This is a genomic window from Pseudomonas sp. RC3H12 (genome assembly GCF_018596375.1).
In the GTDB taxonomy this organism is placed as follows: Bacteria; Pseudomonadota; Gammaproteobacteria; order Pseudomonadales; family Pseudomonadaceae; genus Aquipseudomonas.
Genome location: NZ_CP075595.1, coordinates 4,011,543 through 4,034,286 on the forward strand (window position 1 = coordinate 4,011,543; position 22,744 = coordinate 4,034,286).

15 protein-coding genes, 2 tRNA genes and 3 rRNA genes are annotated in these 22,744 nt (G+C 60.8%); 4 read left to right on the top strand and 16 right to left on the bottom strand.

Annotated features, from left to right (window positions below; all coding sequences use genetic code 11):
* Entirely contained in the window at positions 1–447 is a 447-nt protein-coding gene (locus tag KHO27_RS18230) for a GspH/FimT family pseudopilin (protein WP_250888470.1), read from the top strand.
* A 1-nt stretch (position 448) separates the two neighbouring features.
* Here KHO27_RS18230 and ispH read toward each other — a convergent pair whose 3' ends face one another.
* The 6 genes from ispH to murJ all read right to left on the bottom strand — a co-directional run bounded on the left by ispH (position 449) and on the right by murJ (position 7,784).
* Positions 449–1,396, bottom strand: coding sequence for a 4-hydroxy-3-methylbut-2-enyl diphosphate reductase (ispH, locus tag KHO27_RS18235; RefSeq protein WP_102682157.1), 948 nt, complete (start codon positions 1,394–1,396; stop codon positions 449–451).
* A 14-nt stretch (positions 1,397–1,410) separates the two neighbouring features.
* Positions 1,411–1,848: an FKBP-type peptidyl-prolyl cis-trans isomerase gene (locus KHO27_RS18240; protein WP_023629753.1), complete on the bottom strand. Its 438-nt coding sequence runs from the start codon at positions 1,846–1,848 to the stop codon at positions 1,411–1,413.
* Positions 1,841–2,356 (bottom strand): signal peptidase II, encoded by a 516-nt coding sequence (gene lspA, locus KHO27_RS18245; protein ID WP_102682158.1) that lies wholly within the window; start codon positions 2,354–2,356, stop codon positions 1,841–1,843. The genes KHO27_RS18240 and lspA overlap by 8 nt, the downstream gene beginning before the upstream one ends.
* Positions 2,349–5,180, bottom strand: coding sequence for an isoleucine--tRNA ligase (gene ileS / locus KHO27_RS18250; protein ID WP_110700075.1), 2,832 nt, complete (start codon positions 5,178–5,180; stop codon positions 2,349–2,351). Before ileS ends, lspA begins: the two co-directional genes overlap by 8 nt.
* A complete protein-coding gene (gene ribF, locus KHO27_RS18255) occupies positions 5,177–6,127 on the bottom strand; it encodes a bifunctional riboflavin kinase/FAD synthetase (protein WP_102682160.1) in 951 nt (316 codons plus the stop codon). The genes ileS and ribF overlap by 4 nt, the downstream gene beginning before the upstream one ends.
* 118 nt (positions 6,128–6,245) lie before the next feature.
* Entirely contained in the window at positions 6,246–7,784 is a 1,539-nt protein-coding gene (gene murJ / locus KHO27_RS18260; protein ID WP_102682161.1) for a murein biosynthesis integral membrane protein MurJ, read from the bottom strand.
* A gap of 250 nt (positions 7,785–8,034) precedes the next feature.
* Here murJ and rpsT point away from each other — a divergent pair, with 250 nt between their 5' ends.
* Positions 8,035–8,313 (top strand): 30S ribosomal protein S20, encoded by a 279-nt coding sequence (gene rpsT, locus KHO27_RS18265; protein ID WP_023533220.1) that lies wholly within the window; start codon positions 8,035–8,037, stop codon positions 8,311–8,313.
* 224 nt (positions 8,314–8,537) lie between these two features.
* Here rpsT and KHO27_RS18270 read toward each other — a convergent pair whose 3' ends face one another.
* From KHO27_RS18270 to aptA, 10 genes are all read right to left on the bottom strand, one after another.
* Positions 8,538–10,838 (bottom strand): PqiB family protein, encoded by a 2,301-nt coding sequence (locus tag KHO27_RS18270; protein WP_110700077.1) that lies wholly within the window; start codon positions 10,836–10,838, stop codon positions 8,538–8,540.
* Positions 10,831–11,454: a paraquat-inducible protein A gene (locus tag KHO27_RS18275; protein ID WP_214500599.1), complete on the bottom strand. Its 624-nt coding sequence runs from the start codon at positions 11,452–11,454 to the stop codon at positions 10,831–10,833. Before KHO27_RS18275 ends, KHO27_RS18270 begins: the two co-directional genes overlap by 8 nt.
* Positions 11,441–12,100, bottom strand: coding sequence for a paraquat-inducible protein A (locus KHO27_RS18280; protein WP_102682164.1), 660 nt, complete (start codon positions 12,098–12,100; stop codon positions 11,441–11,443). Before KHO27_RS18280 ends, KHO27_RS18275 begins: the two co-directional genes overlap by 14 nt.
* Positions 12,101–12,327: 227 nt before the next feature.
* A 5S ribosomal RNA gene (gene rrf, locus KHO27_RS18285) occupies positions 12,328–12,443 on the bottom strand.
* Positions 12,444–12,580: 137 nt separating this feature from the next.
* A 23S ribosomal RNA gene (locus KHO27_RS18290) occupies positions 12,581–15,474 on the bottom strand.
* A 238-nt stretch (positions 15,475–15,712) separates the two neighbouring features.
* A tRNA-Ala gene (locus KHO27_RS18295) sits at positions 15,713–15,788 on the bottom strand.
* Positions 15,789–15,794: 6 nt separating this feature from the next.
* Positions 15,795–15,871: transfer RNA gene (locus KHO27_RS18300), tRNA-Ile, on the bottom strand.
* 78 nt (positions 15,872–15,949) lie between these two features.
* A 16S ribosomal RNA gene (locus tag KHO27_RS18305) occupies positions 15,950–17,486 on the bottom strand.
* Together the 16S, 23S and 5S rRNA genes with 2 tRNA genes alongside form the textbook arrangement of a ribosomal RNA operon.
* Positions 17,487–18,046: 560 nt before the next feature.
* Positions 18,047–19,540 (bottom strand): CoA-acylating methylmalonate-semialdehyde dehydrogenase, encoded by a 1,494-nt coding sequence (locus KHO27_RS18310; RefSeq protein ID WP_214500600.1) that lies wholly within the window; start codon positions 19,538–19,540, stop codon positions 18,047–18,049.
* A gap of 71 nt (positions 19,541–19,611) precedes the next feature.
* A complete protein-coding gene (gene aptA, locus KHO27_RS18315; RefSeq protein ID WP_046854153.1) occupies positions 19,612–20,958 on the bottom strand; it encodes an omega-aminotransferase AptA in 1,347 nt (448 codons plus the stop codon).
* A 119-nt stretch (positions 20,959–21,077) separates the two neighbouring features.
* Here aptA and KHO27_RS18320 point away from each other — a divergent pair, with 119 nt between their 5' ends.
* Both KHO27_RS18320 and KHO27_RS18325 read left to right on the top strand, forming a co-directional pair.
* Positions 21,078–21,995, top strand: a complete 918-nt coding sequence (locus KHO27_RS18320; protein ID WP_110703785.1) for a LysR family transcriptional regulator — start codon at positions 21,078–21,080, stop codon at positions 21,993–21,995.
* 85 nt (positions 21,996–22,080) lie between these two features.
* Positions 22,081–22,743: a TetR/AcrR family transcriptional regulator gene (locus KHO27_RS18325; RefSeq protein ID WP_102684830.1), complete on the top strand. Its 663-nt coding sequence runs from the start codon at positions 22,081–22,083 to the stop codon at positions 22,741–22,743.
* The last annotated feature ends 1 nt before the right edge of the window (position 22,744 follow it).

A 22,744-nucleotide genomic window follows, 5' to 3' on the forward strand; every position in this document is an offset into this window, starting at 1 on the left:
ATGTGCGCATTGACGATTGGCAGCCTACTGACACACCTGGGGGCAACGTCCTACGCCAGGCTCGGCGAAACCCTGCAACTGGCCGCCGTCGCCCGGGAACTGGCGCAGGCACTGCGCGCTGCGCGCAACCAAGCCGCGCTGCAACAACTGGCGCTGAAGATTCATCCATTGGAAGGTGACTGGGGCAAGGGTTGGCGTGTGTCGCAGGAGCACGACGGCCAGGTGTTGCGCGAACATCGCCTGGCCAAGCCGGTAAAGGTAGTAGCCAGTTCTGCGCGGGAGGTGCGCTTCAGCAGGCGGGGCGCACCGATAGGGGAAGGCTTTGTCGGCATCACGCTGGACATCTGCCAGCGCAGCGGGCCTGGCAGCCAGCATCAGGTGGTGCTGAGCCCCAGTGGCCGGGTCAGCCTGCGCAGCGACGAGGACCGCCGCTGTGCAGGTGACTAAGTCAGATCAGCGAGCGAACCCGCAGTTCCTTGGGCATCGAGAAGGTGATGTTCTCTTCGCGGCCGTCGAGCTCTTCGGCGCCGGTGGCGCCCCAGGCCTTGAGCTGCTCGATCACGCCACGCACCAGCACTTCGGGCGCAGAGGCACCGGCGGTGATGCCGATGCGCTGGACACCGTCGAACCAGCTGCGTTGCAGGTCCTCGGCACCGTCGATCAGGTAGGCCGGGGTGCTCATGCGCTCGGCCAACTCGCGCAGGCGGTTGGAGTTGGAGCTGTTGGGGCTGCCGACCACCAGCACCACGTCACACTCGTCGGCCAGTTGCTTGACGGCGTCCTGGCGGTTTTGCGTGGCGTAGCAGATGTCGTCCTTGCGCGGGCCACCGATGTTCGGGAAGCGTGCGCGCAGGGCGTCGATCACCCGGCTGGTGTCGTCCATCGACAACGTGGTCTGGGTGACGAAGGCCAGGTGGTCGGGGTCGTTCACCTGCAGCCTGGCAACATCGTCCTCGTCCTCGACGAGGTAGATGGCACCGCCGTTGCTGGCGTCGTACTGGCCCATGGTGCCTTCGACTTCCGGGTGCCCTTCGTGGCCGATGAGAATGGTCTCACGGCCATCACGGCTGTACTTGGCCACCTCGATATGCACCTTGGTCACCAGCGGGCAGGTGGCATCGAACACCTTCAGGCCACGGCCCGCGGCTTCCTGGCGCACGGCCTGGGAAACACCATGGGCGCTGAAGATGACGATGACGTCGTCCGGCACCTGGTCCAGCTCTTCGACGAACACCGCGCCACGGTTACGCAGGTCTTCGACCACGAACTTGTTGTGCACCACTTCGTGGCGCACGTAGATCGGCGGGCCGAAGACTTCCAGGGCGCGGTTGACGATCTCGATCGCCCGGTCGACCCCCGCACAGAAGCCGCGCGGGTTGGCGAGTTTGATTTGCATGCTCGGCTCCAGGCTCACACGGCCTTCACGTCGAGGATCTGCACCTCGAAGTTCAGGGTCTTGCCAGCCAGTGGATGGTTGAAATCGATGGTCACCTGGTTATCGTCGAACGCTTTTACCACACCTGGCAGTTCGGTGTTGGCGGCATCGTTGAAGATCACCAGCAGCCCTTCGGACAGCTCCATGCCTTCGAACTGCGAGCGCGGCATCACCTGCACGTTCTGCGGGTTGTGCTGGCCGAAGGCGTTCTCCGGGGCGATGCTCAGCTTGCGCTGGTCACCGGCCTTGAAGCCGAACAGGGCGTTCTCGAAGCCCGGCAGCAGGTTGCCGTCGCCGACCTTGAACGTGGCCGGGGCCTTGTCGAAGGTGCTGTCGACGGTGTCGCCGTTTTCCAGGTGCAGCGCGAAGTGCAGGGTGACTTCGGTGTTCTGGCCGATACGGGTCTCAGTCATGGACGGCTTCCTCGGACTTCTTGCTCTTGAACATATCCAGCGCCAGCATCACCGCGCCCACGGTAATGGCGCTGTCGGCCAGGTTGAAGGCCGGGAAATAGTGGCGGTTCTGCCAGTGCACCAGGATGAAGTCGACCACATGGCCGAGCACCACGCGGTCGTACAGGTTGCCCAATGCACCGCCCAGCACCAGGGCCAGGGCCACGGCCAGCCAGGTCTCGTTACGCCCCAGGCGCTTGAGCCAGACCACCAGCACGGCGCTGACCACCACGGCGATCACGGCGAACAGCCAGCGCTGCCAGCCGGAGCTGTCGGCCAGGAAGCTGAACGCCGCGCCGGTGTTGTAGGCCAGTGTCCAGCTGAAGTAGTCAGGGATGACCACAATCTGCTGGTACAGGCTCAGCGCGCCCTCGAAGTAGACCTTGGTGGCCTGGTCGAGGACCAGCACCACCAGGCTCAGCCAGAGCCAGGCAAGGCGCCCGAAACGCCCCGCGGACGCATTAGGCATAGTGGCGCACCTCGCCCGAACCGCTCAGGTTGTCGACGCAACGGGCGCAGATTTCCGGATGCTCCGGGTGGCTGCCCACATCGGCGCGGAAGTGCCAGCAACGGCCGCATTTGACATGGCCGGACTTGACCACCTTCAGCTTGAGACCTTCCACTTCGGTTGCCACGGCATCGGCCGGGGCCTGGACGAACGGCACCACGCTGGCGGCCGAGGTGATCAGCACGAAGCGCAGCTCGTCGCCGAGCTTGTTCAGGTCGGCGGTCAGGCCCTCTTCGGCGAACAGGGTGACTTCGGCCTGCAGGTTGCCACCGATGACCTTGGCGGTGCGCTGGTTCTCCAGCTCCTTGTTGACCGCGGCCTTGACCGCCATCACGCGGTCCCAGTAGGCGCGGTCCAGCTCGGCGTCGGCCGGCAGTTCCGTCAGGCCCTGGTACCAGGTGTTGAGCATCACCGACTCGTTGCGCTCGCCCGGCAGGTACTGCCAGATCTCGTCGGCGGTGAACGCCAGGATCGGCGCGATCCAGCGCACCAGCGCCTCGCTGATGTGGTACAGCGCGGTCTGGCAGGAGCGGCGGGCGACACTGTTGGCGCCGGTGGTGTACTGGCGGTCCTTGATGATGTCGAGATAGAAGCCACCGAGCTCCTGCACGCAGAAGTTGTGGATCTTCGAGTAGACGTTCCAGAAACGGTACTCGCCGTAGTGCTCTTCCAGCTCGCGCTGCAGCAGCAGGGTGCGGTCGACCGCCCAACGATCCAGGGCCAGCATGTCCTCGGCCGGCAGCAGGTCGCGGGCCGGGTCGAAGCCGGACAGGTTGGAGAGCAGGAAGCGCGCGGTGTTGCGGATGCGGCGGTAGGCGTCGGCGCTGCGCTGCAGGATCTGCTCAGAAACGGCCATCTCACCGGAGTAGTCGGTGGCGGAGACCCACAGGCGCAGGATGTCGGCACCCAGGGTGTTGTTGACCTTTTCCGGCTCGATGGTGTTGCCCAGCGACTTGGACATCTTGCGGCCGTTCTCGTCCACGGTGAAGCCGTGGGTCAGCAGCTCGCGGTACGGCGCGTGGCCGTCGATGGCACAGCCGGTCAGCAAGGAAGAGTGGAACCAGCCGCGGTGCTGGTCGGAGCCTTCCAGGTACAGGTCGGCGCGCGGGCCGGTGGCGTGGCCGATATCGTGGGAGCCGCGCAGCACGTGCCAGTGGGTGGTGCCGGAGTCGAACCAGACGTCGAGGGTGTCGGAAATCTTGTCGTACTGGCCGGCTTCATCGCCCAGCAGTTCGGCGGCATCCAGCTTGAACCAGGCCTCGATGCCTTGCTGCTCGACGCGCTTGGCCACTTCTTCCATCAGCTCGACGGTACGTGGGTGCAGTTCACCGGTCTGCTTGTCCAGGAAGAACGGGATCGGCACGCCCCAGTTGCGCTGACGCGAGATGCACCAGTCCGGACGGTTGGCGATCATCGAGTGCAGGCGCGCCTGGCCCCAGGCCGGAACGAACTTGGTCTCTTCGATGGCCTTGAGCGAGCGCTCGCGCAGGTTGTCGCCGCTGGTGGGCTGCTTGTCCATGCCGACGAACCACTGCGCGGTGGCGCGGTAGATCAGCGGGGTCTTGTGGCGCCAGCAGTGCATGTAGCTGTGGCTGATGGTTTCGGTGTGCATCAACGCGCCGACTTCGCTGAGCTTGTCGACGATGGCCGGGTTGGCCTTCCAGATGAACTGGCCGCCGAAGAACGGCAGCGACTCGACGTACACGCCGTTGCTCTGCACCGGGGTGAGGATGTCGTCGTTGACCATGCCGTAGCGCTTGCAGGTGACGAAGTCATCTTCACCGTAGGCGGGCGAGGAATGCACCACGCCGGTACCGGCGCCCAGCTCGACGTATTCGGCCAGGTAGATCGGCGACAGGCGGTCGTAGAACGGGTGACGGAAGTTGATCAGCTCGAGGGCCGAACCCGGGGCGGTGGCGATGACCGAACCTTCCAGGGCATAGCGCTTGAGGCACGACTCGACCAGCTCTTCGGCCAGCACCAGCAGGCGCTCGCCGGTATCGACCAGGGCGTAGGTGAAGTCCGGGTGGATGTTCAGCGCCTGGTTGGCCGGGATGGTCCACGGGGTGGTGGTCCAGATCACGATGGCGGCGGGCTTGGCCAGCGCGGCCAGGCCGAAGGCAGCGGCCAGCTTGGCCTCGTCGGCGACCGGGAAGGCGACGTCGATGGTCTGGGATTTCTTGTCGGCGTACTCGACTTCGGCTTCGGCCAGGGCCGAACCGCAATCGAAGCACCAGTTCACAGGCTTCAGGCCTTTGAACACGAAGCCTTGCTTGACCATCTCGGCCAGGGCGCGGATCTCCCCGGCCTCGTTGGCGAAGTTCATGGTCTTGTACGGGTTGTCCCAGTCACCCAGCACGCCCAGGCGGATGAACTCGGTCTTCTGCCCTTCGATCTGCTCGGCTGCGTACTCGCGGCACAGCTCGCGGGTGCGGTCGGCGGAGAGGTGCTTGCCGTGAGTGACCTCGACCTTGTGTTCGATCGGCAGGCCGTGGCAGTCCCAGCCCGGTACGTACGGGGCGTCGAAGCCCGACAGGGTCTTGGAGCGGACGATCATGTCCTTGAGAATCTTGTTCAGCGCATGACCGATATGGATCTTGCCGTTGGCATAGGGCGGGCCGTCGTGCAGGACGAACTTCGGACGATCCTTGCCAATTTCGCGCAGCTTCTGGTACAGGCCAATGCTGTCCCAGCGCTGCAGGATCTGCGGTTCGCGCTGAGGCAGGCCGGCCTTCATGGGGAAGGCGGTGTCCGGAAGGTTAAGCGTGGCTTTGTAGTCGGTCATTTCAGGCTCTTCGTTAGCGGTTGAGCGTGCCAGTGGGCACGTGCGGCGGCGATGTCCGCGTCGATCGCCGACTTCAGCGCCTCCAGGGAGGCGAAACGCTGCTCTTCACGCAGCTTGTGGTGGAATTCCACCGTCAGGCGCCGGCCATAGAGGTCACCGGCGTAGTCCAGGAGATGAATCTCCAGGTGAGGACGCCCGTCACCGGCAACGGTGGGGCGTACTCCGATATTACCGACACCCGGCCACTGCTGGCCGTCGATTTCGATGCTGGCCAGGTAGACCCCGGACAGCGGCACGCGACGGCGCTTGAGCTGGATGTTGGCGGTAGGGGTGCCGAGCTGGCGGGCCAGCTTCTGGCCATGCAACACGCGGCCGGTAATGCGGTACGGGCGGCCCAGCAGGTGTTCGGCCAGCTCGAAGTTGCCATCGGCCAGGGCCTTGCGCACTTCGGTGCTGCTGACCCGCAGGCCGTCCTGGATGACTGTGTTGGCTGCCTCGACGCTGAAGCCATGGCGCTTGCCGGCTTCGGTGAGGAAGGCGAAATCACCGGCGCGGTCGCAGCCGAAGCGGAAGTCGTCGCCCACTTCGAGGTGGCGCACGCCCAGGCCATCGACCAGCACCGCCTTGACGAACTGCTCGGCGCTGAGCTGGCTCAGGCGCTGGTTGAACGACAGGCACAGCACCCGGTCGATGCCCTCGCCGGCCAGCAGCTCGACCTTGTCACGCAGGCGCGCCAGGCGGGCCGGCGCGGTATCCGGGGCAAAATACTCGCGAGGCTGTGGCTCGAAGATCACCACGCAGGTGGGCAGGCCGAGTTCCTGGCCACGTTCGCGCAGGCGCGCGAGGATCGCCTGGTGGCCGCGGTGGACCCCGTCGAAGTTGCCAATGGTGGCGACACAGCCCCGGTGCTCGGGGCGCAGGTTGTGAAGACCTCGAACCAGCTGCATAACGCGCTTCTTGCTCATAAAGTGGCCGATTATAACCACACCCGGGCGCTGGTGACAGGCAGCAGCGCCACCACGGGGTATGGAATGCGAAAAACCGACGCCTGACCCTTTTCGCGCCTCAGTGCAGCGCCTTGCGGGCGAAATGCCGCGGGCGGAAACCACACAGGTACAGGCAACCGAAATAGGTCACCACACCGGCGACGATCAGACCGCTCAGGCGCACGAAGCGCTCGAGCATGTTGCCCTGCTCCCAGGCCGGCATGTAGTGCATGCCCAGCAACAGCACGCCCGACATCAACGCCACTGCCAGCACCAGCTTGAGCAGGAACATCGCCCAGCCCGGTTGCGGCTGGAACAGTTGCTGGCTGCGCAGCTTCCAGTACAGCAGGCCGGCGTTCAGGCAGGCGCCCAGGCTGATCGCCAGGGCCAGCCCGGCATGGGCCAGCGGGCCGACAAGGGCCAGGTTGAGCAACTGCGTGCACACCAGCGTGAACACGGCGATCTTCACCGGTGTGCGGATATTCTGCTGCGCATAGAAGCCAGGTGCCAGCACCTTGACCAGGATGATCGCCATCAGCCCCACCGAATATGCGACCAGCGCCCGCTGGGTCATGGCTGCGTCGAAGGCGGTGAACTTGCCGTACTGGAACAACGCCACGGTCAGCGGTTCGGCGAGAATGCCCAGGGCCAGGGTGCAGGGCAGCACCAGCAGGAAGCACAGGCGCAGGCCCCAGTCGAGGATCCTTGAATACTCCTCACGGTCCTGGTTGGCGTAGGTCTTGGCCAGGGTCGGCAGCAAGATGGTGCCCAGGGCCACGCCCAGCACGCCGGAAGGCAGCTCCATGAGGCGGTCGGCGTAGTACATCCAGGACACCGAGCCGGCCACCAGGAAGGAGGCGAAGATGGTGTTGATGATCAGCGAGATCTGGCTCACCGACACCCCGAGTATGGCCGGCAGCATCTGCTTGAGCACGCGCCACACGCCGGTATCGCGCAGGTTCAGGCGCGGCAGCACGAGCATGCCGATCTTCTTCAGCGCCGGCAGCTGGTACAGCAGTTGCGCCAGGCCACCGGCCAGCACGCCCCAGGCCAGGGCCATGATCGGTGGGTCGAAGTAGGGGGTGAGCAGCACGGCGAAGGCAATCATCGCCACGTTGAGCAGCGTGGGGGTGAACGCCGGCACGCTGAAGCGGTTCCAGGTGTTGAGGATCGCACCGACCAGCGACGACAGCGAGATCAGCAATATATAAGGAAAGGTCACCCGCAGCAGCGCGGTGGTCAGCTCGTACTTCTCGGTGCTGTCGACAAACCCAGGTGCCGTGACCCAGACCACCCAGGGCGCGGCGAGGATGCCGATGACGGTGACCACGGCCAGGATCAGGGTCAGCAGGCCACTGACATAGGCGACGAAGGTACGGGTGGCCTCCTCGCCCTGCTGGGTCTTGTACTCGGCAAGGATCGGCACGAAGGCCTGGGAGAACGCGCCTTCGGCGAAGATCCGCCGCAGCAGGTTGGGCAATTTGAAGGCGATGAAGAAGGCATCGGTAGCGATGCCGGCGCCGAACACCCGCGCCAGGATGGTATCGCGCACGAAGCCGAGCACCCGGGAAATCATGGTGATGGAGCTGACCGCGGCCAGGGATTTGAGCAGGTTCATCGAAAAGTTTCACGCCAGGGGCAGAGGACGCTGCCAGACAGCGTCCGAATGTGCGATACTCCCGCGCCTTCGCAGGGGAGCCAAAAATTCCCGAGTTTACAGGTCGTGCGACAGAAAGGAATATTTCCCTCCTGTTGGCTCACCACTCGGCGGAACCTTGCAGGTGGCCTTGACATCCGATCGACTCATCGGCATGATTCGCGGCCTATTTTGTTTGCTATTTACCTAAAGTCTTTCGAGGAGCTCGACGGTGGCCAACTCACCTTCCGCCAAGAAACGTGCAAAACAGGCTGAGAAGCGTCGCAGCCACAACGCCAGCCTGCGTTCCATGGTCCGTACCTACATCAAGAATGTAGTCAAGGCCATCGACGCAAAAGACGCCGAAAAAGCGCAAGCCGCTTACGTTCTGGCTGTACCTGTAATCGACCGTATGGCCGACAAGGGTATCATCCACAAGAACAAAGCTGCTCGCCACAAAGGCCGTCTGAATGGCCACATCAAGGCACTGAAAGAAGCTGCAGCTGCCTAAGCGACGTTCTTGTCGAAAAAGCCGACCCTAGGGTCGGTTTTTTTATGCCTGTGATTTTTCTCGTTACTCGCCAAAACTGCATTAGCGTCGGTGCCTTCGAGGCAACCTGCAAGCCGGCTGCCACAGAATATCGAATGGCCCGAGGCCAACGCGGTCGGCGTGGGAGCCGGCTTGTCGTGACGAAGAACCGCGGCGAAAGGGCCGCATAGCGGCCCATCCCATCATTACTTGCCGATCTGGATCTTCGGCGCCCACTGCATCCACTCATCCTCCGGCTTGTCGAACAGCGCAAAGGTCTGCTGCGGTCGCGCCGGGTTGCCCATCTGCTCGCCATCGGGCGTGGCGAAGGCAATCCCACCCTCGATCAAGGTCTCCACCGACTCGGTACGTACCGTGGCGCCCTTGAACAGCCCCCAATCGAAGCCGAACCCGCTGCTGTTCCAGAAGCGGCTGCCGCCACGCACCAATCCGGCGTAGCGAGGCTCGATAAGGATGTGGATAAGTACCCGGTCGGCGGTCTGACCCAGTTCGAAGCCGGTGACCTTGCCCACTGCGATCTCACGGTAGGTGACCGGCACGCCCGGCTTGATCGAGCCACGACGCGCCGCGCTCAAGGTCAGCGGCAGGCCGACCTCCTCGCCTTTCACCTCGGGGGCATCGCCCAGGGCGATGAAGTCACGCTGCGGCCCTTTATCCTTGAGCGCTGGCAGCACCTCCAGGTATTGGCCGCCGATCAGCGTGTCGAGATTCTGGGTACGCACCAGCCCCAAGGCAGGCTTGACCACCCAGAACTGCGTACCCACGCGGGCGATACGCTCGGCCGCCTGAGTAATCCGCGCACGGAGCAGGACCGCCTGCAGGTCGCCAGTCAGATCGACGCTCTCTACGCTGCCCACGTCCAACCCGCGGAAGCGGATCGGCGTGCCCGGCTTCAGGCCATCGGCGCGGTCCACGCGAATGGTGATCAGGGTACCGGCACGGTTGGCCGCGTCCTGGCTTTCATGCAGGCGGAAACGCGGGATATGCCGTTTGAGTGGTACATCCGGTTTCGGCGTGTCGAAGGCGATACCGCCGGCCATGAGCGTCTGCAGCGACTCGCTCTTGACCTGGATACCCGACAGGCCACCGGTCAGGGTGATGCCACTGGCATTCCAGAAGCGCGTGGAACCGTTGACCAGGTTGGCGTATTCCTTCTCGATGTGCACGCCAATCAGGATGCGCTTGCTGTTGCGAGCGAACTGGTAGCTCTGCACGCTGCCCACGCGCACCTGGCGGTACATCACCGGGCTGCCCACTTCCAGCGAGCCCAGGGTGTCGGCGAACAGCACCATGTGCAGGCCGGGCGCCTTCAGGTCCAATGGTGGCGCCTTGGCACGCGCCTCGAACTCGCGCAGGGGCTTGGCGCCCGGCTCGCCCGGGCGGACCGCAATGTAGTTACCCTTCACCAATGCCTCGAGGCCGGTGATACCGGCAAGCGAGATCGACGGCTTGACCACCCAGAACTGGGTGCCTTCGACCAGGTAGTCCTCGGCCAGTGGGTCGAGGGTCAGCTCGGCCGTTGCACTGGCAAGGTCATTTTCGACCTTGAGATCCTTGAGCGTGCCCACCTGGATGCCCTTGTACAGCACCGGTGTACGCCCCTTCTGCAAACCTTCGAAGTCACTGAGCTTGACCTTGACGCGGATGCCGGCCTGGGCTGCGTCGAAGTCCTCGTACAAGCGGAACGGCAGGCTTGGATCGGTGGGCGGGCTGTCCTTGCGGTTCTCCGGCGTTGCAAAGGCGATGCCCCCGGCCACGATGCTCGACAGCGATTCAGTGCGCACCTTGACCCCGGACAGGTCGGCATCGATGCTGACCCCGCTGGCGTTCCAGAAACGTGTGTGCTTGCGCACCAGGCTGGCATAGGCTGGCGCGATGAACACCTTGATCTCTACCGTGCCCTGATCTTCAGACAGCCGATAGCTCTTCACCCGACCGACCTGGATTTGCTTGTAGAAGATCGGACTGTCGCGGTTGAGCGAGCCCAGTCGCTCGGCCTTGAGGGTCAGGTGCAAGCCAGGCTCGGCATCGGACAGTGGCGGAGCTTCCTTGAGCGCGGTGAAGCGCTTGGTAGGCTCCCCCTCCCCGGGATCGACGGCAATGTAGTTACCTGAAACCAGTGTCTCCAGGCCCGAGATACCTGCCAGGCTGACGCTCGGCTTGACCAGCCAGAAGCGCGTGCCCTTGGTCAGGTGCGGGCCTGCCTCCTTGCGCATCTCGACGGTGGCGACGACGCCACGGCTGTCCCCTTTGTCATCCAGCACCAGGGCGACCACCTTGCCCACCGACATGCCTTTATAGATGACCTCGGTCTTGTTGGCGACGATGCCCTCGCCACTCTCGAAGCGCACCTGGATCTCGATGCCGGCATCCTTGTAGGCTTGCCATGCCAGCCAGCCGCCGATCGCCAAGGCAATCAGCGGCAGGATCCAGATGGCCGACCAGTTCGAAGCTGGGCGGGTTTTAGCCGTAGGCAAGTCACTCATGGTCGTCATCCGACTCCGTGTTGTCCCAGATCAGTCGGGGATCGAAAGTTAAAGCGGCGAGCATCGTCAGGATCACCACAGTGGCGAAGGCGACAGCGCCCAGGTTGGCTTCGACACTGGCGATGCGGCCGAAATTCACCACGGCCACGAGAATGGCGATGACGAAGATGTCCAGCATCGACCAGCGGCCGATGAATTCGATGAAGCGGTACATCAGGATGCGCTGCCGTGCGGACAGGGGCTGGTGGCGTTGCACCGAATAGAGCAGCAGGGCGATACCCACCAGCTTGAAGGTGGGCACCAGGATGCTTGCGATGAACACCACGGCGGCGATCGGCAACATGCCGTGCTTCATCAGCGTGATGACGCCAGACATGATGGTGTCCGGGCTGCCCTGCCCCAGGGCACTGACGGTCATGATCGGCAGCACGTTGGCCGGGATATAGAGAATCATCGCCGTGACCAGCAGCGCCCAGGTACGCACGATACTGTTGGGCCGCCGAGCGTGCACCACCGCACCGCAGCGGGTGCAGGCCTGCGCGGCGCTGCCAGGCTCATGGCGGTTCAGCTCATGGCATTCATTGCAGACCAGGATGCCTGCATCAATCGCCCGCATGGACATCCTCCCCCGACAAGGCCACCCAGATCTGGTGCGGCGACATGACCACCTCGAGCCAGACCTGCACCAGCAGCAGGCTGATGAAGCAGAACAGGCCCAGGCCGATGCTCAGCTCGGCCAGGTCGACCAGCTTGACGATGGCCACCAGCACGCCCATGAAGTAGACCTCGAGCATCCCCCACTCACGCAGGTGGTGGTAGATACGATAGATCAGCAGGCCATAGCTGCGACCGAAGTCGAAACGGATGCTCAACAGCACCGCCAGCTGGCACAGCAGCTTCAGCAGCGGGATGGCCATGCTGCACAGGAACACCACCACGGCGATGCCGCGCATCTCTGAGTTGTACAGGCCGAGCACGCCACTCCAGACCGTATCGTCGGAGGTCTGACCGAGCAGGTGTAGTTGCATGATCGGCAGGAAGTTGGCCGGCACGTACAACAGCAGGGCCGTCAGCACCAGGGCGAGGCTTCGGTTGACCAGGTTGTGGCGATGGGCATAGAGCTCATAGCCGCAGCGTGGGCACAGGGCCTTCTCGTCATGCTGCAGGGTTGGCTTGCGCATCAGCAGGTCGCACTCGTGGCAGGCCACCAGTTCATCCAGCCGCAGCTGCGCGAGCGCTTCGGGTTCGACAGGGTTAGGCATAAAGGGGTTCTGAATGGATGCGTCGGCTCTATTCTAGTGTTCCGACTCGAATTGTGGGAGATGGCCATATGAGGAACTGTATCGGTGTTCGAGTCACACTTTCCATGAGCGTGGGCCCAGGGAGCGGCTGACGCGGCGCATCGCCGGCGAGCCGGCTCCTACAGTTTTTCCAGGCACAAAGACAAAACCCCTACCTGCTCGCGCAGATAGGGGTTTTGCGAAATGAATCTTGACGATGACCTACTCTCACATGGGGAAACCCCACACTACCATCGGCGATGCATCGTTTCACTACTGAGTTCGGGATGGGATCAGGTGGTTCCAATGCTCTATGGTCGTCAAGAAATTCGGTTGCCAGTACGTCCTTGCAGACATGCCAGCCAATTCGGATATGCGATATGTGTGGTCCGTCGCGAACTTTCGGTTCGTTTCGTCTTCACCACCACAATTTGGCCTCAGCGCAAATTGCTTGGGTGTTATATGGTCAAGCCTCACGGGCAATTAGTATTGGTTAGCTCAACGCCTCACAGCGCTTACACACCCAACCTATCAACGTCGTAGTCTTCGACGGCCCTTCAGGGAGCTCAAGGCTCCAGTGAGATCTCATCTTGAGGCAAGTTTCCCGCTTAGATGCTTTCAGCGGTTATCTCTTCCGAACATAGCTACCCGGCAATGCCACTGGCGTGACAACCGGAACACCAGAGGTTCGTCCACTCCGGTCCTCTCGTACTAGGAGCAGCCCCTCTCAAATCTCAAACGTCCACGGCAGATAGGGACCGAACTGTCTCACGACGTTCTAAACCCAGCTCGCGTACCACTTTAAATGGCGAACAGCCATACCCTTGGGACCGGCTTCAGCCCCAGGATGTGATGAGCCGACATCGAGGTGCCAAACACCGCCGTCGATATGAACTCTTGGGCGGTATCAGCCTGTTATCCCCGGAGTACCTTTTATCCGTTGAGCGATGGCCCTTCCATACAGAACCACCGGATCACTAAGACCTACTTTCGTACCTGCTCGACGTGTGTGTCTCGCAGTCAAGCGCGCTTTTGCCTTTATACTCTACGACCGATTTCCGACCGGTCTGAGCGCACCTTCGTACTCCTCCGTTACTCTTTGGGAGGAGACCGCCCCAGTCAAACTACCCACCATACACTGTCCTCGATCCGGATAACGGACCTGAGTTAGAACCTCAAGGTTGCCAGGGTGGTATTTCAAGGATGGCTCCATGAGAACTGGCGTCCCCACTTCAAAGCCTCCCACCTATCCTACACAAGCAAGCTCAAAGTCCAGTGCAAAGCTATAGTAAAGGTTCACGGGGTCTTTCCGTCTAGCCGCGGATACACTGCATCTTCACAGCGATTTCAATTTCACTGAGTCTCGGGTGGAGACAGCGCCGCCATCGTTACGCCATTCGTGCAGGTCGGAACTTACCCGACAAGGAATTTCGCTACCTTAGGACCGTTATAGTTACGGCCGCCGTTTACCGGGGCTTCGATCAAGAGCTTCGCTTGCGCTAACCCCATCAATTAACCTTCCGGCACCGGGCAGGCGTCACACCCTATACGTCCACTTTCGTGTTTGCAGAGTGCTGTGTTTTTAATAAACAGTCGCAGCGGCCTGGTATCTTCGACCGGCGTGGGCTTACGCAGCAAGTGCTTCACCCTCACCGGCGCACCTTCTCCCGAAGTTACGGTGCCATTTTGCCTAGTTCCTTCACCCGAGTTCTCTCAAGCGCCTTGGTATTCTCTACCTAACCACCTGTGTCGGTTTGGGGTACGGTTCCCAGTTATCTGAAGCTTAGGAGCTTTTCTTGGAAGCATGGCATCAACCACTTCGCGCTCTAATGAGCACTCGTCATCAGCTCTCGGCCTTAAGATCCCGGATTTGCCTAAGATCTCAGCCTACCACCTTAAACTTGGACAACCAACGCCAAGCTGGCCTAGCCTTCTCCGTCCCTCCATCGCAATAACTGGAAGTACAGGAATATTAACCTGTTTTCCATCGACTACGCTTTTCAGCCTCGCCTTAGGGACCGACTAACCCTGCGTCGATTAACGTTGCGCAGGAAACCTTGGTCTTTCGGCGTGCGAGTTTTTCACTCGCATTGTCGTTACTCATGTCAGCATTCGCACTTCTGATACCTCCAGCAAGCTTCTCAACTCACCTTCACAGGCTTACAGAACGCTCCTCTACCGCATCACCTAAAGGTGATACCCGTAGCTTCGGTGCATGGTTTGAGCCCCGTTACATCTTCCGCGCAGGCCGACTCGACTAGTGAGCTATTACGCTTTCTTTAAAGGGTGGCTGCTTCTAAGCCAACCTCCTAGCTGTCTAAGCCTTCCCACATCGTTTCCCACTTAACCATGACTTTGGGACCTTAGCTGACGGTCTGGGTTGTTTCCCTTTTCACGACGGACGTTAGCACCCGCCGTGTGTCTCCCATGCTCGGCACTTGTAGGTATTCGGAGTTTGCATCGGTTTGGTAAGTCGGGATGACCCCCTAGCCGAAACAGTGCTCTACCCCCTACAGTGATACATGAGGCGCTACCTAAATAGCTTTCGAGGAGAACCAGCTATCTCCGAGCTTGATTAGCCTTTCACTCCGATCCACAGGTCATCCGCTAACTTTTCAACGGTAGTCGGTTCGGTCCTCCAGTCAGTGTTACCTAACCTTCAACCTGCCCATGGATAGATCGCCCGGTTTCGGGTCTATACCCAGCGACTAAAGCGCCCTATTAAGACTCGCTTTCGCTACGCCTCCCCTATTCGGTTAAGCTCGCCACTGAATATAAGTCGCTGACCCATTATACAAAAGGTACGCAGTCACCTAACAAAGTAGGCTCCCACTGCTTGTACGCATACGGTTTCAGGTTCTATTTCACTCCCCTCTCCGGGGTTCTTTTCGCCTTTCCCTCACGGTACTGGTTCACTATCGGTCAGTCAGTAGTATTTAGCCTTGGAGGATGGTCCCCCCATGTTCAGACAAAGTTTCTCGTGCTCCGTCCTACTCGATTTCACTGGCAAGAGATTTTCGTGTACGGGGCTATCACCCACTATGGCCGCACTTTCCAGAGCGTTCCACTAATCTCAAACCAGCTTAAGGGCTGGTCCCCGTTCGCTCGCCACTACTAAGGGAATCTCGGTTGATTTCTTTTCCTCAGGGTACTTAGATGTTTCAGTTCCCCTGGTTCGCCTCTTGCACCTATGTATTCAGTACAAGATAACCAGCTTATGCTGGCTGGGTTCCCCCATTCAGAGATCTCTGGATCACAGTCTGTTTGCCGACTCCCCAAAGCTTATCGCAGGCTACCACGTCTTTCATCGCCTCTGACTGCCAAGGCATCCACCGTATGCGCTTCTTCACTTGACCATATAACCCCAAGCAATCTGGTTATACTGTGAAGACGACATTCGCCGAAAATTCGCATTTCGCTCATTACTGAGCAGAACTCACAAATTTTACCTTAGCCTGAATAACCAGCAGTGAAACTGGCATTCAGTCTATTTCTATCACATATCCGAATTTTTAAAGAACGATCTGACAAAAGTCAGAAATCAACATTCGAGGCGAATGCTCATTTCTGAGTTTGATCAAGGTACTGCAAGAGTGGTGGAGCCAAGCGGGATCGAACCGCTGACCTCCTGCGTGCAAGGCAGGCGCTCTCCCAGCTGAGCTATGGCCCCGCATATTGGTAGGTCTGGGCAGATTTGAACTGCCGACCTCACCCTTATCAGGGGTGCGCTCTAACCAACTGAGCTACAGACCTATATAGGGTCTTGATCGTCTTTACATCATGAATCAAGCAATTCGTGTGGGAGCTCATCAGCAGGCTGATGTCTTCGATTAAGGAGGTGATCCAGCCGCAGGTTCCCCTACGGCTACCTTGTTACGACTTCACCCCAGTCATGAATCACACCGTGGTAACCGTCCTCCCGAAGGTTAGACTAGCTACTTCTGGTGCAACCCACTCCCATGGTGTGACGGGCGGTGTGTACAAGGCCCGGGAACGTATTCACCGCAACATTCTGATTTGCGATTACTAGCGATTCCGACTTCACGCAGTCGAGTTGCAGACTGCGATCCGGACTACGATCGGTTTTGTGAGATTAGCTCCACCTCGCGGCTTGGCAACCCTCTGTACCGACCATTGTAGCACGTGTGTAGCCCAGGCCGTAAGGGCCATGATGACTTGACGTCATCCCCACCTTCCTCCGGTTTGTCACCGGCAGTCTCCTTAGAGTGCCCACCATAACGTGCTGGTAACTAAGGACAAGGGTTGCGCTCGTTACGGGACTTAACCCAACATCTCACGACACGAGCTGACGACAGCCATGCAGCACCTGTGTCAGAGTTCCCGAAGGCACCAATCCATCTCTGGAAAGTTCTCTGCATGTCAAGGCCTGGTAAGGTTCTTCGCGTTGCTTCGAATTAAACCACATGCTCCACCGCTTGTGCGGGCCCCCGTCAATTCATTTGAGTTTTAACCTTGCGGCCGTACTCCCCAGGCGGTCAACTTAATGCGTTAGCTGCGCCACTAAAATCTCAAGGATTCCAACGGCTAGTTGACATCGTTTACGGCGTGGACTACCAGGGTATCTAATCCTGTTTGCTCCCCACGCTTTCGCACCTCAGTGTCAGTATCAGTCCAGGTGGTCGCCTTCGCCACTGGTGTTCCTTCCTATATCTACGCATTTCACCGCTACACAGGAAATTCCACCACCCTCTACCATACTCTAGCTCGCCAGTTTTGGATGCAGTTCCCAGGTTGAGCCCGGGGCTTTCACATCCAACTTAACGAACCACCTACGCGCGCTTTACGCCCAGTAATTCCGATTAACGCTTGCACCCTCTGTATTACCGCGGCTGCTGGCACAGAGTTAGCCGGTGCTTATTCTGTCGGTAACGTCAAAACAGCAAGGTATTAGCTTACTGCCCTTCCTCCCAACTTAAAGTGCTTTACAATCCGAAGACCTTCTTCACACACGCGGCATGGCTGGATCAGGCTTTCGCCCATTGTCCAATATTCCCCACTGCTGCCTCCCGTAGGAGTCTGGACCGTGTCTCAGTTCCAGTGTGACTGATCATCCTCTCAGACCAGTTACGGATCGTCGCCTAGGTGAGCCATTACCTCACCTACTAGCTAATCCGACCTAGGCTCATCTGATAGCGCAAGGCCCGAAGGTCCCCTGCTTTCTCCCGTAGGACGTATGCGGTATTAGCGTTCCTTTCGAAACGTTGTCCCCCACTACCAGGCAGATTCCTAGGCATTACTCACCCGTCCGCCGCTGAATCAAGGAGCAAGCTCCCGTCATCCGCTCGACTTGCATGTGTTAGGCCTGCCGCCAGCGTTCAATCTGAGCCATGATCAAACTCTTCAGTTCAATACTGCTTGGGTTTTTAAGAAACCCTAAACTTGGCTCAGCAATCTCAAATGACTATGTGATTTCTCGCATGGCCACTTGTGATGCTGATAATCTTGGCGACTATCAGTCCGTACTCACAAGCACCCACACGAATTGCTTGATTCAATTTGTTAAAGAGCGGTTGGTTAAGCGCTTTTCGTCTCAACCGAGGCGCGCATTCTACGCTTTCCTCATTTCGTGTCAAGCGTTTATTTTGAAGTATTTTGCGAGAAACCCGTTCAACTTCAAACACTTGACTCGCTGCGATCTCTCGTAGCGGGAGGCGAATCATACAGCGTTACAACCTGCTGTCAACTGCCTTTTTCACCGCTGCCGATCAGATGACCGAAGCACCTCCGGAACCTTTCCAAACAATCAACTCATTGATATTCAAAGAGTTTTTCGTTCCGATGTCGCTGGAAGTGGGGCGCATTATAAGGGGATCTGAAAGCCCGTCAACCTTTATTTCAGTTATATAAAGCAAAACCTCAAAACAAAGCGGGGCGGCCTCTCGGCCGCCCCGCTTTCATCCCTGCGCCTTACAAGCTAGGGAAGGCAAACTGCGACGCCTCATGGCTGGCCCGCTGCGGCCAACGCTGGGTGATCGCCTTGCGACGGGTATAGAAACGCACACCGTCCGGCCCGTACGCATGCAGGTCACCAAACAGCGAACGCTTCCAGCCACCGAAGCTGTGATACGCCACCGGCACCGGCAGCGGCACGTTGACGCCAACCATGCCCACTTCGATCTCGTCGCAGAACAGCCGCGCCGCCTCACCGTCACGGGTGAAGATGCAGGTACCGTTGCCGTACTCATGCTCGTTGATCAACTGCATGGCCTGCTCCAGGCTGTTCACCCGCACCACGCACAGCACCGGCCCGAAAATCTCTTCCTTATAGATGCGCATTTCGGGGGTGACCTTGTCGAACAAGGTGCCACCAACGAAATAGCCATCTTCATTACCGGACACACGGAAACCGCGCCCATCGACCACCAGCTTGGCGCCAGCGGCAACGCCGTCGTCAATGTAACCCACCACCTTGTCACGGGCAGCGGCAGTCACCAGCGGGCCCATATCCAGGCCGCAGGACGTACCGGCACCGATCTTCAGCGCCTTGATCTGCGGCTCCAGCTTGGCAATCAGCGCATCGGCCACCTGGTCGCCGACACACACCGCCACCGAAATGGCCATGCAGCGCTCGCCGCAAGAACCATAGGCGGCGCCCATCAGCGCGCTGACCGCGTTGTCCAGGTCGGCATCAGGCATCAACACCGCGTGGTTCTTCGCGCCGCCCAATGCCTGCACGCGCTTGCCGCGCTTGGTGCCTTCGGCATAGATGTATTCGGCGATCGGGGTCGAGCCGACGAAGCTCAGGGCCTTGACCTCTGGCGCCTCGATCAGCGCGTCGACCGCTTCCTTGTCGCCATGCACCACGTTGAGGATGCCCTTCGGCAGTCCGGCCTCCAGCAGCAACTGGGCGATATAGAGGGTCGAGCTGGGATCACGCTCGGACGGTTTGAGAATGAATGCGTTGCCGCAGGCGATGGCCAGCGGGTACATCCACAGCGGCACCATGGCCGGGAAGTTGAACGGGGTGATACCGGCGACGATGCCCAGCGGCTGGAAATCGGACCAGGCGTCGATGTTCGGGCCGACGTTGCGGCTGTACTCACCCTTGAGCAGCTCCGGGGCGGCGCAGGCGAACTCGACGTTCTCGATGCCACGCTTGAGTTCGCCCGCAGCGTCCTCCAGGGTCTTGCCGTGTTCCTCGCTGATCATCTGCGAGATTTTCGCTTCGTTCTGCTCAAGCAGTTGCTTGAAGCGGAACATCACCTGGGCGCGCTTGGCTGGCGGGGTATTGCGCCAGGCCGGAAAGGCGGCCTTGGCCGAATCGATGGCCTGCTGGATGGTGGCGCGGCTGGCCAGCTCGACCTTGCGCACGGCCTGGCCGGTCGACGGGTTGAAGACATCGGCGGTGCGCTCGCCCTTGCTGACCAGCTCGCCGTGGATCAGGTGCTGAACAATGCTCATGCATAACTCCAGATAAAGAAGGTAGAGACAGGCGCGTGGTACTCACACGCCCGACGTCAGAATCGGAAAAATCAGTCGACCTTGTTCAGGGCTTCGCCCACGGCGTCGAACAGACGGTCCAGCTCTTGTGGCTGGGTGTTGAAGGTCGGCCCGAACTGCAGGGTGTCGCCACCGAAGCGTACATAGAAACCTGCTTGCCACAGCTTCATGGCCGCCTCGTACGGACGGACGATGGCATCACCGTCGCGCGCGGCAATCTGGATCGCGCCGGCCAGGCCGTAGTTGCGGATGTCGACGACGTTCTTGGTGCCCTTGACACCGTGCAGCAGCTTCTCGAAGTGCGGCGCCAGCTCGGCGGCGGACTGCACCAGGTTTTCCTTCTGCAGCAGGTCCAGCGCGGCGATGCCGGCGGCGCAGGCCACCGGATGCGCCGAATAGGTGTAGCCGTGGGGGAATTCCACCGCGTACTCAGGGGTCGGCTGGTTCATGAAGGTCTGGTAGATCTCGCCGGTGGCGATCACCGCGCCCATCGGGATGGCGCCGTTGGTGACCTGCTTGGCGATGCACATCAGGTCCGGGGTCACGCCGAAGGCTTCTGCACCGGTCATGGCGCCCATGCGGCCGAAGCCGGTGATCACTTCGTCGAAGATCAGCAGGATGTTGTGCTGGCTGCAGATCTCGCGCAGGCGCTTGAGGTAGCCCTTCGGCGGCGGCAGCACACCGGCGGAACCAGCCAGCGGCTCGACAATGACCGCAGCGATGTTCGAGGCGTCATGCAGCTCGATCAGCTTGAGCATCTCGTCGGCCAGGGCGATACCGCCCTCTTCCGGCATGCCCTTGCTGAACACGTTGGCCGGCAGCACGGTGTGGGGCAGGTGATCGACGTCCAGCAACTGACCGAACAGCTTGCGGTTGCCGTTGACGCCACCCAGGCTGGTACCGGCGATGTTCACCCCGTGATAGCCACGGGCACGGCCGATGATCTTGGTCTTGGTGGCCTGGCCTTTCAGGCGCCAGTAGGCACGCACCATTTTCAGCGCAGTGTCGGCACACTCGGAGCCGGAGTTGGTGAAGAACACGTGGTTCAGGTCGCCCGGCACCAGGTTGGCGATCTTCTCGGCCAGCTGGAACGACAGCGGATGGCCGAACTGGAAGGCCGGCGAGTAGTCGAGGGTGGCGACCTGGCGAGCCACTGCCTCGCTGATCTCCTTGCGGGTATGCCCGGCGCCGCAGGTCCACAGGCCCGACAGGGCGTCGAACACCTTGCGGCCCTTGTCGTCGACCAGGTAGTTGCCTTCGGCCGCCACGATCAGCCGCGGGTCGCGCTGGAAGTTGCGGTTGGCGGTGTACGGCATCCAGTGAGCGTCCAGCTTGAGCTGGCTGGCCAGGCCGGCTTGAGCGGATTCGGGCATGTTCATCGGGCGGTTCCTCGAAAGACGATTAGGCAACGATGGGTGTTGTTGCAGCTAAGTTGTCACGGCGATAAAGTTCGAAAAACCCAGCTTTTCTAACCTTCAGTCAGCGGATAACTAAACTAATGAGCCGACGCCCCGACCCCCTCGCCCAAGTCAGCGATTTTGACATTCGCCTATTGAAGATCTACCGCAGCGTGGTCGAGTGCGGCGGCTTTTCAGCGGCGGAAAACGTCCTGGGCATAGGCCGCTCGGCCATCAGCCAGCAGATGAACGACCTCGAGCAACGCCTGGGCCTGCGCCTGTGCCAACGCGGCCGGGCGGGGTTCTCGCTGACCGAGGAGGGGCGCGAGGTCTACCACTCGGCGCTGCAACTGCTCAGCGCCCTGGAGTCGTTCCGCACCGAGGTCAATGGCCTGCACCAGCACCTGCGCGGTGAGCTGAACATCGGCCTCACCGACAACCTGGTCACCCTCCCGCACATGCGTATCACCCACGCCCTGGCCGAACTCAAGGACCGCGGCCCCGATGTGCGCATCCAGATCCGCATGATCGCCCCCAGCCAGGTCGAGCAGGGCGTGCTCGACGGCAGCCTGCACGTGGGCGTGGTGCCGCAGACCAGCCCGCTGTCGGGGCTTGAGTACCAGCCGCTGTACAGCGAGCGCTCCCTGCTCTATTGCGCGGTCGGCCACCCGCTGTTCTACGCCGACGACCTGCAGATCGATGACGATCGCCTCAACGCCCAGGACGCGATCGCCCCGACCTTCCGCCTGCCCGCCGACATCCAGGCGCACTACCAGGCCCTGCACTGCACAGCCAGCGCCTCGGATCGCGAAGGCATGGCCTTCCTGATCCTGACGGGGCGCTACATCGGCTACCTGCCCGACCACTACGCCAGCTTCTGGGTGCAGCAAGGTCGCCTGCGCGCGCTGAAGCCCACCCAGCGCTTCTATGACCTGGGCCTGAGCTGGGTGACGCGCAAGGGCCGGCGGCCGAACCTGGTGCTGGAAAGCTTCCTCGAGAGCCTGGCTGCGACACGCTGATGCCTGTCCCTGACGCTAATGCTTGTCACTTCGCCACAGGCAGGTAATCTGTCGGACATCCGTAACGACCCGCCCGGAATCGTCCATGACCCTAGAAGTCCCTGCGCATCGCTCCCCCACCTCGGGCAAGCCCGCCGGCCGCATCCGCCAGAAGAACGAACAGGCCATCATCCAGGCCGCCGAGGACGAGTTCGCCCGCCACGGCTACAAGGGCACGAGCATGAACACCATCGCGCTCAAGGCCGGGCTGCCCAAGGCCAACCTGCATTATTACTTCACCAACAAGCTGGGCCTGTACATCGCGGTGCTGAGCAACATCATCGAACTGTGGGACAGCACCTTCAACGCCCTGAGCGTGGAGGACGACCCGGCCGAGGCGCTCAGCCAGTACATCCGCACCAAGATGGAGTTCTCCCGGCGCAACCCGCAGGCCTCGCGGATCTTCGCCATGGAAGTGATCAGCGGCGGCGAGTGCCTGAGCGAGTACTTCAGCGCCGACTACCGCGAATGGTTCCGTGGCCGCGCCGCGGTGTTCCAGGCCTGGATGGACGCCGGCAAGATGGACCAGGTAGATCCGGTGCACCTGATCTTCCTGCTCTGGGGCAGCACCCAGCACTATGCCGACTTCGCCACCCAGATCTGCCAGGTCACCGGCCGCAGCCGCCTGACCAAGCAGGACATGGAAGACGCCAGCAACAATCTTATCCACATCATTCTCAAAGGCTGCGGCATCAGCACGCCTGCCTGAC

What these genes read in the sequence shown, in the direction of transcription:
- KHO27_RS18320 (WP_110703785.1), top strand. Translation starts at nt 21,078, where the DNA reads ATGAGCCGACGCCCCGACCCCCTCGCCCAAGTCAGCGATTTTGACATT.
- KHO27_RS18325 (WP_102684830.1), top strand. Translation starts at nt 22,081, where the DNA reads ATGACCCTAGAAGTCCCTGCGCATCGCTCCCCCACCTCGGGCAAGCCC.
- lspA (WP_102682158.1), bottom strand. Translation starts at nt 2,356, where the DNA reads ATGCCTAATGCGTCCGCGGGGCGTTTCGGGCGCCTTGCCTGGCTCTGG.
- KHO27_RS18275 (WP_214500599.1), bottom strand. Translation starts at nt 11,454, where the DNA reads ATGCGGGCGATTGATGCAGGCATCCTGGTCTGCAATGAATGCCATGAG.
- KHO27_RS18280 (WP_102682164.1), bottom strand. Translation starts at nt 12,100, where the DNA reads ATGCCTAACCCTGTCGAACCCGAAGCGCTCGCGCAGCTGCGGCTGGAT.
- KHO27_RS18230 (WP_250888470.1), top strand. Translation starts at nt 1, where the DNA reads ATGTGCGCATTGACGATTGGCAGCCTACTGACACACCTGGGGGCAACG.
- KHO27_RS18270 (WP_110700077.1), bottom strand. Translation starts at nt 10,838, where the DNA reads ATGAGTGACTTGCCTACGGCTAAAACCCGCCCAGCTTCGAACTGGTCG.
- KHO27_RS18240 (WP_023629753.1), bottom strand. Translation starts at nt 1,848, where the DNA reads ATGACTGAGACCCGTATCGGCCAGAACACCGAAGTCACCCTGCACTTC.
- ribF (WP_102682160.1), bottom strand. Translation starts at nt 6,127, where the DNA reads ATGCAGCTGGTTCGAGGTCTTCACAACCTGCGCCCCGAGCACCGGGGC.
- ileS (WP_110700075.1), bottom strand. Translation starts at nt 5,180, where the DNA reads ATGACCGACTACAAAGCCACGCTTAACCTTCCGGACACCGCCTTCCCC.
- ispH (WP_102682157.1), bottom strand. Translation starts at nt 1,396, where the DNA reads ATGCAAATCAAACTCGCCAACCCGCGCGGCTTCTGTGCGGGGGTCGAC.
- murJ (WP_102682161.1), bottom strand. Translation starts at nt 7,784, where the DNA reads ATGAACCTGCTCAAATCCCTGGCCGCGGTCAGCTCCATCACCATGATT.
- KHO27_RS18310 (WP_214500600.1), bottom strand. Translation starts at nt 19,540, where the DNA reads ATGAGCATTGTTCAGCACCTGATCCACGGCGAGCTGGTCAGCAAGGGC.
- aptA (WP_046854153.1), bottom strand. Translation starts at nt 20,958, where the DNA reads ATGAACATGCCCGAATCCGCTCAAGCCGGCCTGGCCAGCCAGCTCAAG.